This is a genomic window from Pseudomonas sp. PVC-3-1 (genome assembly GCF_057444315.1).
In genome coordinates, this window is the sequence record NZ_CM172023.1 from 1,124,051 (window position 1) to 1,136,616 (window position 12,566).

The following is a 12,566-nucleotide window of genomic DNA, read 5'->3' on the forward strand; positions in this document are numbered from 1 at the left end:
GGTGCGGTGATGGGGAGAGTCGTTCTGTGGTGGGTGCTGCTGTGCGCGAGCACCCAGGCATTGGCGCAGTCATCGGAAATGATGGATCGGCTTGCTGCCCTGGAGAAGGACCCGGCCAAGCGCGAGCAGGCCTATGCGGCGGCCGAGGAGCGCATCCTGCTGTGCAGCAAGTGCCACGGCAAGGACGGCAACAGCAAGCGCGACTACATCCCCAACCTGGCCGGGCAGAATCCGCAGTACCTCATCGATGCCTTCGAGAAATACGTCGACGGCCAGCGCACCGACTTCGTGATGAACCAGGCGGCCAAGCTGCTGACCATTAACGAGCGAGTGAACATCGCCTACTACTTCAGCCAGCAGAAGGTCGTGCCACGCTCGGAAGCGGCGCCGGACAAAGTGCTGGTGGAGCAGGGCGCACAGCGTTTCGCTACCGTCTGTGTTACCTGCCATGGCCAGAAGGCCATGGGACATGACGGCTTTCCGCGTATCGCAGGACAGCCCAGGCCTTACCTGACCCATGCGCTGCAGCGCTACCGGGACAAGGATCCCAGCCGGGCCGGCTCACCCATGCTGGCGGTGGCGGAGCTGCTCAGCGATGACGACATCACCGCGCTGACCGCCTACCTGAGTCAACTGCACACCGCCGACTGACCCAGGCCGAGCGCGCGCGGGGGCGGCGCTTCACTCACAGTGGAAGGTGGCGATCACTTCTGCAAACTGCTCGTTGGCGACGTTGCAGGCGGAAATGAGGCGATCCTTGTCGCCTGCGGCCAGCCACTGCTTGCGCGACTGCTCGACGTTCGCGGCATAGATCCGTGCCAGCGAATCCGTGGACTTGGCGGCGCAAGTCTTGGCGCGTGCGATGTAATCCTCGCACTCCTTCGGAAGTGCAGCATTGACGATCGGCGTTGGCTGCTGGAGCAGGGCCTTCTCTGCTGTGGGCGCCGTTGCAGCGGCAGGCGCAGGGACGGCTGTGGGGGCGGAAGTGTCCTGCTTATCGCAGGCGGTGAGCAGAGCACAGGCGGTGAGGAGCAGGCAGAGTCTTTTCATGGGTTGGCTCGAGCGCGTGATGAACGTGAAACGGGCGTCGTGGAAGCGCCCGGTGAGCTCGGCAGTGTTTTCTCCTTTCGCCAGCACAAATACTCGGAAAGCTCTGAACCGATAGCTGAATTCTCTGTAAGCAATGCGTTCCTGAGGCAGCCTGCGGATACCAGGCTGCCTCAGGACGTGACGTCGATCAGAACGCCATCTGCCATTGGGCGATCAGTGCGTGGTTCTGCGCGTTGCTGCCCATCTGGCCGCTGTAGCCAATGCCGAGGGTGTTGCGTGCCGACACACCGACATCGAAGCCGACGTCCAGCAGCAGGCTGTTGCGGTCCAGCGCGGTGCCCTGGACGCTGAAGGCATTACCGCCAGCGAGGAAGGACTGGCGGGTGTCACTGTCGATATCGCCGAAGGTGTGGCGCCAGCCCAGACCCAGGCGCGGGGTGAAGCTCATGCCGTTGCCCAGGGTATCCAGGCGGGCGATGCGCAGGCCGAGGGTGCTGGCCAGGTTGTCCTGATCCTGGGAGTCGACATGCAGTGCGGCGGCCCCGCCTTTCTCGTCATAGGCGTCGCGCTCGTAACGCTGGTAGTCCAGGCGCGCGTAGGGTTCGGCGCTCAGGCGGCCGCTGCCCATGGCGTAGCCGGTCTCGGCGAAGGCCTGCCAGCTGTCGGCGTCGTAGTCGCCCTTGGGGCGATCGCTGAAGCCGTCGAACTCGACCCGGCGTTTGCTCTCGCCGTCGTGGCTGCTGTAGGCCGCGCCCAGGCGCACCGCCAGCGGGCCGCTCTGGTGTAGCGCGTAGGCGCCCAGGTGCCAGCTGTCGATGTCGCCGGAGACACCGCCGCTGCCGTCCAGGTCGGTGTGCGAGTAACCGCCGAGCACGCCCAGGCGCCAGTCCGGGGTCAGCGCCCAGTCGGCGCCGAGCAGGGTGCCGCCGGTGTTCTGTTGCAGGTCGCCGTTGTTGTCGTGTTCATCGAGCTTGCCGTGGCTGCCGATGCCCTGCACCCACAGGCGGCCAGCGGCGTTCGGGTCGTTGAGGTTGCGCGCTGCGCTGGGCACGCCGGTGGCGGCGAGCATCGGCGCATCGCTGCGCTCGGTGGCCGCCAGCAGGCTGTTGCTGCCCAGTTGCCGCACGGCGTTGAGCATGGCGCTGCCGACCTGCTGGCTGCCGGCGATGGTGGCGGCGGCCAGGCTGGCGTTGCTGGCTCCGGCCAGTTGTTCCAGGGCGGAAGTGGCGTTGTTTGAGTCGCTGGTAATCAGCGCGTTGTACAGCGCGCCGCCGTTCTGGCTCTGCAGGGCGGAGGCGGCGTTGCGGCCGTTGCTGCTGCTGGCGAGGTCGCCGAACTGTACGTCGTTGCGGGTCAGTTGCAGGTCGACGCTGTTGGCGCTGTAGCCCAAGGTCGGGGTGAGGAAGGCGAAGTTGCTCTTCACATCGGCGAACTGGCCGCTGACGCCGCCGGTGGCGCTGATCACCTGCACGCTGCTCTGCCACGGCCAGTTGCCGCTGCCGGCCTGCACGGCGAGGTGCGAGCCATCGATGCTCGCTCTGCCGTCCACCTGCACGGTGGCGTGGGCGCCGCTGGGCTCCACACCGAAGGACAGGGTCGAGCCGCTCTGCAGGCTCAGGTTGCCAGTGACATGGGCCGCGCCGCTTGCCGGCGAGGCGACCAGGGTGCCGGCGACGTTCAGCCCGCCGACGCTGCCGCTTCCCGAGTACGTCGCGCCCTGGTCGATCTGCAGGGTGCCGAGGAGGCTGCCGGTGTTGCTCAGGCTGGCGCCGCTGAAGACTTCGCCGCCTTCGCTGAAATCGTTGGTGCTGGAGAGCGTCCAGTTGCCCTGTTTTACAGCCAGCCATTCGAAGTTGGCGCTGTTGCCGAAGCTGCCGCCAGCGGCATCGTCGAGGGTCACGCTATCGCGGCCGCTGCCGCCGTCCACCAGGCCTTCGAAGCGGCTGCCGGAGAGCAGCACCAGGCTGTCGTTGCCGCCGCCCATTTCCAGGGCAATGCCGTTGCCGCCGTGGATCAGACCGTCGTTGATCACGGTGTCTTCGAGGTCGCCGGAGAGGGTTACGCCGGAGAGCTTCTCGCCGGAAATCGTGCCGTGGTTTTCCAGGGTGGTGGAACTGAAGCCGCTGTTGCCATTGCCGTCGTCGACCAGGATGCCGCGGTCCACGCTGCGGATAATCGCACCGGCGTAGTTGATGATGGTGCCGCCGCCCATGGCGATGCCTTCGCTGCCGTTGGGCGAGCCGTCCTTGGAACCGGCAGCGCCGGTGCCTTCGATGATGCCGTGGTTCTCGATGTGGCCGGTGTAGTCGATGTCCACGCCATCGCCGTCGCCGTCCGGCACCAGGCCGTTGTAGGCGCCGGTGATGCGTCCGTAGTTGATCACGGTGCCGTCGCCGTCGGAACCGAAGCCCGAGCCGTTGCGGCCGATGATCACGCCGTCCGCGTAGTTGATCAGGGTGGCGCCGACGTCGGTGGTGATGCCGTGGCGGCCGCCGCTGATCAGGCCGTGGTTCTCCACATGGCCGCCCGCGGCACCCTGGAAGTCGATGCCGTCGTTCTTGGTGTCGGCGGTGATCATGTCCGAGCTGCTGATCTCACCGTAGTTGCTGATCGTCGCATTGCCGCCGGGACGGATGGCGTCGTTGCCGTCACTGTGGATCACGCCGCTGGCGCGGTTGATGATCGTGACGGTGGCCGCGCTCTGCAGTTTGTCGAAGTCCAGCGCCTGGCCGGTGGCAGAGGTGATGCTGCCGGCGTTGTCGATCAGCAGGCTGCCCGCGCTGAACGGGTTGTTCATGCGGATGGCATCGTCGTAGCCGACGATCCGCCCGCCCTCGCGGTTGATGATCTGGTAGAAGCGCGTGGTGCTGTCGCTGCCGGAGGTGTCGACCACGCGGCCGGTGGTGGACTGCATCAGGCCGCTGTTGTCGATGACCACGCCCGTGCCGGTGGCCGCGCCCTTTAGGTCGGCGCTCTTGCCGCTGGTGACCAGGCTGCCGGTGCTGGTGACGGTCAGCGTGTCCTGGTTGGCCAGGGTGCGGCTGCTGGTCTGGGCATTGCTGATGATGGGCGATACCGGAACGGCGTTGGCGGTTTCGGCGGCCAGGCTCGCCCCGAGGCCCGTCACAGAAAGTACGGCAATGCTCAGCGCGAGCGGGGAGGGCTTGTGCAGCATGGCGTGGCGTCCTTTTTCTTATCGAAGTGGCCGCCTGTTATAGCGATGGATTCTTACGCTTTTGTAACGGTGCTGGCTCATTGCCAATGCTGTCGCCGGGCAGGGACGGGAGAAACCTTATATACTCTGCGGTCTTTTTACCGTTTCCACTGTGAGAACCGCCGTGAGCCAGCTGCCGCCCTGCCCCAAATGCAACTCCGAATACACCTACGAAGACGGCGCCCAGCTGGTCTGCCCCGAGTGTGCCCACGAGTGGTCCGCTGACGGCTCGAGCGAGGGCGACAGCGATGCCCGCGTGATCAAGGACTCGGTCGGCAACCTGCTGCAGGATGGCGACACCGTTACCGTGATCAAGGACCTCAAGGTCAAGGGCTCGTCCTTGGTGGTGAAGGTCGGTACCAAGGTGAAGAACATTCGCCTGGTGGACGGCGATCACGACATCGACTGCAAGATCGACGGTATCGGCGCAATGAAGCTGAAGTCGGAGTTCGTGCGCAAGGTCTGAGCCTTTTGCGCAGCGATGAAAAAGCCCGGCCAAGTGCCGGGCTTTTTGTTGCCTGCCTGCCGCAATACCTCCGGCTTTTTGTAGGAGCGAGCTTGCTCGCGAACCGCCCAGCTTCGGTGCATGCCTGGAGCCCTGTTCGCGAGCAAGGACTGGGCGTCCCCCTCGCTCCTGCAGGTGACCCATGCCCCTCCGAGAACGGGTCTGAGGCACTTATTCCTTGTAGTAAACGATCTGGTTGCTGGTCGCCAGCAACTCGCCGGACTGGCTCCACAGCTGCGCGCTCTGGTCGAAGAAGCCGTTGCGGAATTCCTGGGCGCGGGCGTCACCCAGCAGGTAGCCGCTGCCCACTTCGGCCATCTGCGCGGCGTCGGTGTGGAAGTAGGTGGTGATCGACACGGTGCCGGCCGGCACTGGAGTGGCGCGGCGCAGCCACACGCGCGGGTAGAAGATATCGCTCATCGCCGCCAGGGACAGGAAGTCCAGCGGGCGGTCCTGGGCGTCACGCAGCCAGAGCTGGCTGCGGCTGGTCTCGCCGCTGCCGTCCCATTTCGTCGGGAAGGCGCCGGACACCGGACGCATCTCGTACTGCTTGGGCCAGGCCACGCCCTTGGCGGCCGGGCTCATCGGTTCGAAGTCGCTGGGCGGGGCGAAATCCGGCGCGGGGATATCGGTCAGGCTCCAGGTTTCTCGGCGCAGCGCGGTGACCAGGGTGGCGGTGGTGGTGACCTGCTGTTCACCGGTTTCATCGGCCTGGGTCAATTGCAACAGCCAGTGCTGGGTGGAACGGTTGGTGCGCACCGGGATGGCTTCGACCTGGAAGGCGCCGGCCACGACTGCAGCGGCGTAGTTCACCGTCAGCGACACCGGGCTGCCGAGCAGCTGCGGATGGCGCAGCGCGCCTTGCAGCAGGACCGCGGCGGTCACGCCGCCGAAGGGGCCGACCATGTTCCAGTAGTCCTGGCTGGTGTGGCCCTCGTAGAGGTTGGGCTGGCCGGCCACGGGTTGCAGGGCCACGGCGCGGTCGAACGGGTGCAAGGCAGTATCGGTCATGACTCTCTCGGCGCTTTTTGTTCTCGGAAGAGGGTCTTTTAGGGGAAAGCGCCGAGGCTGGTCAAGCGAACCGGAGGGTCAGGGCGTGACCTCGAACCGGAGCGTGCCGATGACTTGGCCGGCCTCCGTCAGCACCTGTACCTGCCATTTCCCGCTCGGGTCGTTGGGGAAATTCTGCTTGTGCGTCCAGGCGCGGTAGCCGGCTTCGCGGCCGCCCTTGATGTCCAGGGCGATGCGGTCGACTTCCTGGCCGTCCTTGCGCCAGGCGTGATAGATGCGCTCGTTCAGCCCGCGCGGTGCGTTGATCGCGGTGTAGGCATAGAGACCTTGGGCCTTGATCTGCGCGACGCTGACCGTCTCCAGGCTGTCGCCGGGGGTGCGCTGGGCGTTGTCGAAGCTCTCGGTCACCGCCATCTCGGTCATCCACAGGGTCGACGGCGGCACCCAGGCGCGGGCGAACCAGCCCACTGCGCCGATGGAGAGGGTCAGGCCGACCAGGGCGAACCAGCGCCACCATTTGTGGATCTTCACCGTCACCGCCAGGCTCGGGAACGACAGCAGCACAGCAATGCCCAGTGCCGCCTGGTAGCTCTGCGGGGTGCTCAGGTGGAGGATGATCGGCAGCGCGGTGAGCAGCACCGCGAACAGCGTCAGGGTGTGGTAGCCGAGGAAGGTCCAGCGCCGCACCGATAGCCACTTGTAGTAGACCGGGTCGGTGATCGCCGCGAGCCCCGCCAGCGTCAGCACGCCGGTGAACAGCGCCTGACCGCTGTTCCAGGTGGTGGTGACGAAGAAGAACGGCAGGCAGAAGAACAGGCTTTCCTGGTGGATCAGCTGGGTCGCATAGCGCAGCAGGCCGGGCGGCACTTCCCAGCCGAAGCGACTCTTGAAACGCTTGGTCAGGAGGTTTTCCAGCATCAGCCAGATCCAGCTGACCAGCATGACGATGGCCATGGCGCGGGCAAAACCGGCGCGGTGGCGGTCCACCATGATGAAGCTGAAGACCCCGGAGCAGAAGCCGAACAGGGCGATGACGCGCGGGTAGCGTTGCAGCAGGCCGAGGACGAATGTGATAAGGCGCTGCACGCGCTCTTTCCAGATCAGCATGGGGCGGGGCATTACGAAAACGAAAGGGGGCGAGATTGTAACGCTGGATGTCGGTGAGGGCACGGGGAGTGACGGGAGGGGCTCGGTGCCTGGGTGTTTCCCTCACCCCAGCCCTGCCTGTGCGCCCCGCTCCGAAGCCAGTGCGCGAGCACGCGCGCCCACAGGATAGCGCCGGTGGTATGCGTTGCGGCCAGGCGGCTCTTTGTAGGAGCGAGCTTGCTCGCGAACAGCACGGCGCCGGGGCGGGAAATCGCGGGCATGGCCCGCCCCGGCGCGGGCAGTCCTTGCGAGCAAACAGGCCTCGCAGTTGGGCGGGTTCGCGAGCAAGCTCGCTCCTACGAAAAGCGAAAAGCGAAAAGCGAAAAGCGAAAAGCGAAAAACGGCGTCAGTGCTTCCCGCTCAACTCTTCCCGCGCATAGTCGACGAACAGCTGTGCCGGCTTGGTCAGCTGGGCGCGCTTGAGCCAGGCGGCGACCAGGCCGGAGGCGCTGACGTCCTCGGCGATATTCACCATGACCACCTTCTTGCCGTCATAGGTGCACTCCGAGTGCGGGCGGGTCACCAGCACTGAGAAGCCGAAGCCCTGGCCGACCATGCCGCGCACCATCTCGATCGACGGCGAGCTGAAGGCGATGTGCGGGTTCAGCCCCAGTTCCTCGAAGATACGCACGAAGTAGGTACGGCTGGGCTGCACGTCCAGCAGGATCATCGGTTCCAGCACCAGGTCGCGCAGGGAGACCTTGTCCTGCTTGGCAAAACGGTGGTTCTCCGGCAGCAGCGCGTAGGGGCGCTGGGCGGGCATCAGCGGGTCGGTGGAGATGGTCGCGTCGAGGTCGTGCTCGTAGAGCAGCGCCAGGTCGAAGCGGCCGGCGGTGAGGCCCTGCACCAGTTCCTGCTGCTCGCCGTCGCTGATGCGGATTTCCACGCCCGGATAGCGTTCGCGGAAGCCCGAGATCAGGCGCGGCAGGTAGAGCGGGGCGACGGTCTCGAAGCAGCCAATGTCGATCTGCCCGGCCACCACGTCGTTGTCGGCCAGGGCGTTCTGCTCGAACTCATGGGCCATGCGCAGCAGTTCCTGCGCCTTGCGGTAGAAGCGCGCGCCACTGGGGGTGAGCGACACGCCCTGGGCGTGGTGGCGGATGAACAGCTGCACGCCGAAGCTCTCTTCCAGCCCCTTGATCGCCGTGGAGATGGACGGCTGCGCGATGTACAGCTTGCGCGACGCTTCGGCCACGCTGCCGCATTCCACGGTCGTCACGAAATACTTCAATTGCCGCAAGGTATAGGAAGCCACTGCACGCCTCGTTGATGCTTTTTTATACAAGATACAGCGTTGGGCCGGCCGGCGGGGGCGGCCCGTGGCGAAGATTTTCCTCGCCGGGGACCACATTTTTCATGGCCTTGGCCGCCTGCTGCGACCCTCCGGGCGCGGGCATACTCCAGCGCAGTCGGTGGAACGACCTGCAAATCCCGTACACGCAGCCTGGAGTAAAGCTCATGCGCATGGCCCTTTGGCAGACCTGCGGCCTCCCCGGCGATGTTGCCGGCAACCTCGACCAACTGGAGCGCCAGGCCGGCGCCGCGGCCGCCGCCGGCGCGCAACTGCTGCTCTGCCCCGAGCTGTGGCTGGGCGGCTACAACGTCCCGCAGCGCATGAATGAGCTGGCCGAGGCGGCGGCCGGGCCGTCGGCCAGGCGCATCGGCGAACTGGCGCGCAAGCATGGCGTTGCCATCGCCTACGGTTACGCCGAACGCCATCCGCAGGGCGGCAAACCGTACAACTCGGTGCAGGTGATCGGCCCATCCGGCAGCGCCATCGGGCACTACCGCAAGGCGCACCTGTTCGGTGCCATGGAGCGGGAAGTATTCAGCCCCGGCGATCTACTGGAAGCCCCGTTCGACTATGCCGGCTGGCGTATCGGCCTGCTGATCTGCTTCGACGTGGAGTACCCCGAGGCGGTGCGTACCCACGCGCTCAATGGCGCCGGGCTGATCCTGATCCCCACCGCATTGACGCCGGAATACGGCGCGGTGCCGGGCGTGATCGTCCCGGCGCGGGCGGTGGAGAACCAGCTGTTCGTCGCCTACTGCAACCATTGCGGCGTGGAGGACGGACTGGCCTTCCTCGGCGGCTCCTGCATCGTCGCGCCGGATGGTGAGCGCCTGGCTGCCGCCGGGCCCGCGGAGAGTCTGCTGGTCGTTGACCTGGACCCCGAGCAGCGTGCCCGCCAGGCCGAGACCTTCCCCTACCTGGCGTGCCGTCGCCCCCGGTTGTACGGCGCGCTGACCCGCTGAATACGGGCCCTGCAGCGGTGCGCAGGCACGCACCGCAATGGCGCGTCATGCTCTGCTCCGGTGCGAGGTTGCCCAGCTTTTTCATATAGGCCGAAGACAAATTTAATAATTTTCCTTGGCAAGGCCTTGGGCGACCATCCAATCCACATTCCAACAACAACGATCCTCTACGGAGTGCCCTGGTGTACGAGCTCAACGATTGGCGGCAGCGTGCTGCCCGGCAGACCTTCATCGACAGCGCGCTGATCGGCGGCCGCCGCGTGGCCGCGCAGGATGGTGCGACCTTCGCGTCCATCGACCCGGCGACCAATCGCCTGCTGGCCAATGTCGCCGCCTGTGGCGCGGCCGAGATCGACGCCGCCGTGCGCATTGCCCGCCAGGCCTTCGAGACCGGCCCCTGGGCGCGCATGGCGCCGCGTGAGCGCAAGGCCGTGCTGCAGAAGCTCGCCGAGCTGATGATGACCCACCGCGACGAACTGGCCCTGCTCGACACCCTGAACATGGGCAAGCCGGTGATGGACGCCTGGAACATCGACGTGCCTGGCGCCGCTGGCGTGTTCTCCTGGTACGCCGAAAGCCTCGACAAGCTCTACGACCAGGTCGCCCCGACTGCGCAGAACGCCCTGGCCACCATCACCCGCACGCCGCTGGGCGTGATCGGCGCCGTGGTGCCGTGGAACTTCCCCCTCGACATGGCCGCCTGGAAGCTGGCGCCCGCGCTGGCCGCCGGCAACTCCGTGGTGCTCAAGCCCGCCGAGCAGTCGCCGTTCTCCGCCCTGCGCCTGGCCGAGCTGGCGCTGGAAGCCGGCATCCCCGAAGGTGTGCTGAACGTCGTGCCGGGCCTGGGCGAAACCGCCGGCAAGGCGCTGGGCCTGCACCCGGACGTGGACGCCCTGGTGTTCACCGGCTCGACCCAGGTCGGCAAGTACTTCATGCAGTATTCCGCGCAGTCCAACCTCAAGCAGGTCTGGCTGGAGTGCGGCGGCAAGAGCCCGAACCTGGTGTTCGCCGACTGCCGCGACCTTGACTTGGCCGCTGAAAAAGCCGCCTTCGGCATCTTCTTCAACCAGGGCGAAGTCTGCTCGGCCAACTCGCGCCTGCTGGTGGAGCGTTCGATCCATGACGAATTCGTCGAGCGCCTGATCGCCAAGGCCCGCGACTGGGCGCCCGGCGACCCGCTGGACCCGGCCAGCCGCGCCGGCTCCATCGTCGACAACAAGCAGACCGCCGGCATCATGGCCTGCATCGACCGCGCCCAGAGCGACGGCGCGCAGCTCGCCTGCGGCGGCCGCCAGCTGAGCTTCAATGGCTCGGACAACTTCATCGAACCGACCATCTTCACCGGCGTGCGCCCGGAACAGTCCCTGGCCCGCGACGAAGTGTTCGGCCCGGTGCTTGCAGTCATCCCCTTCGATAGCGAAGAGGAAGCCGTGCGTATGGCCAACGACAGCATCTACGGCCTCGCCGCTTCGCTGTGGAGCGATGACCTGCACCGCGCTCACCGCGTGGCCCGCAAGCTCAATGCCGGCACCGTGTCGGTGAACACCGTGGACGCGCTGGACCCGGCGATTCCCTTTGGTGGCGGCAAGCAGTCCGGCTTCGGCCGCGACCTCTCGCTGCACTCGTTCGACAAGTACACCCAGTTGAAGACCACCTGGTTCCAGCTGCGCGACTGAAGACAAGACAGGCCGCCGGGGTCGAACCCGGCGCCTGAGCAATACCCCGATTGCTAACCGAACCGTTCGAGACGGCCGGTGAGACTGCCCAGGTAAGTCCGTCGCCCTCGATCCCCTGAAGACCCCTCAGGCCGGCTGCCGGAGCACCGCCGAGGGATAGAGGAGAAAGTCGATGACCGACAACACCCGCGCCCCGCGCGACACCCGTGAATACCAGAAAGCGGATGCGGCCCACCACATCCATGCCTTCCTCGATCAGAAGGCGCTGAACGCCGAAGGCCCGCGCGTGATGGTGCGCGGCGAAGGCCTGCACCTCTGGGACAACGACGGCAACAAGTACATCGACGGCATGTCCGGCCTGTGGTGCACCAACCTGGGCTACGGCCGCAAGGACCTGACCGCCGCCGCCACCGCCCAGCTCGACGAGCTGCCGTACTACAACATGTTCTTCCACACCACCCACCCGGCGGTGATCGAGCTCTCCGAGACCCTTTTCAGCCTGCTGCCCGACCACTACAGCCACGCGATCTACACCAACTCCGGCTCCGAGGCCAACGAGGTGCTGATCCGTACCGTGCGCCGCTTCTGGCAGATCGAAGGCAAGCCGCAGAAGAAGATCATGATCGGCCGCTGGAACGGCTACCACGGCTCCACCCTGGCGGCCACCGCGCTGGGCGGCATGAAGTTCATGCACGAGATGGGCGGCCTGATCCCGGACATCGCGCACATCGACGAACCCTACTTCTTCGCCGCCGGCGGTGACCTGACCCCGGCCGAGTTCGGCCGTCGCTGCGCCCTGCAGCTGGAAGAGAAAATTCTCGAGCTGGGCGCCGACAACGTTGCCGGCTTCATCGCCGAACCCTTCCAGGGCGCCGGCGGCATGATCTTCCCGCCGGAAAGCTACTGGCCGGAAATCCAGCGCATCTGCCGCCAGTACGACGTGCTGCTGTGCGCCGACGAAGTGATCGGTGGCTTCGGCCGTACCGGCGAGTGGTTCGCCCACCAGCACTTCGGCTTCCAGCCCGACACCCTGTCCATCGCCAAGGGATTGACCAGCGGTTACATCCCCATGGGCGGCCTGGTGCTGAGCAAGCGCATCGCCCAGGCGCTGGTGGAAGAGGGCGGCGTGTTCGCCCACGGCCTGACCTACTCCGGCCACCCGGTGGCCGCTGCCGTTGCCGTCGCCAACCTGCGCGCGCTGCGTGACGAGGGCTGGGTGAATGCGGTGAAGAACGACACCGGCCCCTACCTGCAACAGTGCCTGCGCGAGGTCTTCGGCAACCACCCGCTGGTGGGCGACATCCAGGGCACCGGCTTCGTCGCCGCGCTGCAGTTCGTCCAGGACAAGGCCACCCGCAAACGCTTCGACAACGAGAACGACATCGCCTGGCGCTGCCGCACCATCGGCTTCGAGGAAGGCGTGATCATCCGTTCCACCCTCGGCCGCATGATCATGGCCCCGGCGCTGGTCGCCGGCCGTGCCGAGATTGACGAGCTGGTCGACAAGACCCGCCGCGCGGTGGATCGCACGGCCCAGGAAATCGGCGTGCTGTAACGGCACCCGCTTCCGCTTTTTTTGAAGGAGCGAGCTTGCTCGCGAACCGTGCCTCGGGGGATGGCCCCTCTCCCTAACCCTCTCCCTGAAGGGAGAGGGGACTGGATCGGTGCAGGCTGATGCCGTGGTGTCAGCCGGCTCGGATAGCTCCCT

10 protein-coding genes and 1 pseudogene are annotated in these 12,566 nt (G+C 66.2%); 6 read left to right on the top strand and 5 right to left on the bottom strand.

What is annotated here, in order from left to right:
* The first annotated feature begins 9 nt into the window (after positions 1-9).
* The gene (locus AC2T4A_RS05350) at positions 10-651 is read left to right on the top strand and encodes a c-type cytochrome (RefSeq protein ID WP_486742875.1); all 642 of its coding nucleotides are present in this window, start codon (positions 10-12) and stop codon (positions 649-651) included.
* 30 nt (positions 652-681) lie between these two features.
* Here the strand turns inward: AC2T4A_RS05350 and AC2T4A_RS05355 are convergent, their stop codons facing one another.
* Together AC2T4A_RS05355 and AC2T4A_RS05360 are read right to left on the bottom strand one after the other, a co-directional pair.
* Entirely contained in the window at positions 682-1,137 is a 456-nt protein-coding gene (locus AC2T4A_RS05355) for a hypothetical protein (protein WP_486742876.1), read from the bottom strand.
* A gap of 100 nt (positions 1,138-1,237) precedes the next feature.
* Entirely contained in the window at positions 1,238-4,225 is a 2,988-nt protein-coding gene (locus tag AC2T4A_RS05360) for an autotransporter family protein (protein WP_486742877.1), read from the bottom strand.
* Positions 4,226-4,388: 163 nt separating this feature from the next.
* Between AC2T4A_RS05360 and AC2T4A_RS05365 the strand changes: the two genes are divergently transcribed.
* Positions 4,389-4,730, top strand: a complete 342-nt coding sequence (locus AC2T4A_RS05365) for a zinc ribbon domain-containing protein YjdM (RefSeq protein ID WP_416744283.1) — start codon at positions 4,389-4,391, stop codon at positions 4,728-4,730.
* A 210-nt stretch (positions 4,731-4,940) separates the two neighbouring features.
* Here the strand turns inward: AC2T4A_RS05365 and AC2T4A_RS05370 are convergent, their stop codons facing one another.
* The 3 genes from AC2T4A_RS05370 to AC2T4A_RS05380 all read right to left on the bottom strand — a co-directional run bounded on the left by AC2T4A_RS05370 (position 4,941) and on the right by AC2T4A_RS05380 (position 8,181).
* Positions 4,941-5,780 carry an acyl-CoA thioesterase gene (locus AC2T4A_RS05370; protein WP_416744284.1) on the bottom strand — a complete coding sequence of 280 codons (840 nt, stop codon included), beginning with the start codon at positions 5,778-5,780 and terminating at the stop codon, positions 4,941-4,943.
* A 78-nt stretch (positions 5,781-5,858) separates the two neighbouring features.
* Positions 5,859-6,887, bottom strand: coding sequence for a DUF5924 family protein (locus AC2T4A_RS05375; RefSeq protein WP_416744285.1), 1,029 nt, complete (start codon positions 6,885-6,887; stop codon positions 5,859-5,861).
* A gap of 385 nt (positions 6,888-7,272) precedes the next feature.
* The gene (locus AC2T4A_RS05380; protein WP_416744286.1) at positions 7,273-8,181 is read right to left on the bottom strand and encodes a LysR substrate-binding domain-containing protein; all 909 of its coding nucleotides are present in this window, start codon (positions 8,179-8,181) and stop codon (positions 7,273-7,275) included.
* Between the two features lie 203 nt (positions 8,182-8,384).
* On the opposite strand from AC2T4A_RS05380, the gene AC2T4A_RS05385 reads away from it, so the two are divergent.
* From AC2T4A_RS05385 to AC2T4A_RS05400, 4 genes and pseudogenes are all read left to right on the top strand, one after another.
* On the top strand, positions 8,385-9,182 hold the full coding sequence (locus tag AC2T4A_RS05385) for a carbon-nitrogen hydrolase family protein (RefSeq protein ID WP_486742878.1): 798 nt from the start codon (positions 8,385-8,387) through the stop codon (positions 9,180-9,182).
* A 182-nt stretch (positions 9,183-9,364) separates the two neighbouring features.
* A complete protein-coding gene (locus tag AC2T4A_RS05390) occupies positions 9,365-10,858 on the top strand; it encodes an aldehyde dehydrogenase (protein WP_478376990.1) in 1,494 nt (497 codons plus the stop codon).
* Positions 10,859-10,917: 59 nt separating this feature from the next.
* Positions 10,918-11,018 (top strand): annotated as a pseudogene (locus tag AC2T4A_RS05395) (hypothetical protein); the annotation flags it as partial.
* 12 nt (positions 11,019-11,030) lie between these two features.
* Entirely contained in the window at positions 11,031-12,413 is a 1,383-nt protein-coding gene (locus tag AC2T4A_RS05400; RefSeq protein WP_253441418.1) for an aspartate aminotransferase family protein, read from the top strand.
* Positions 12,414-12,566 lie beyond the last annotated feature (153 nt).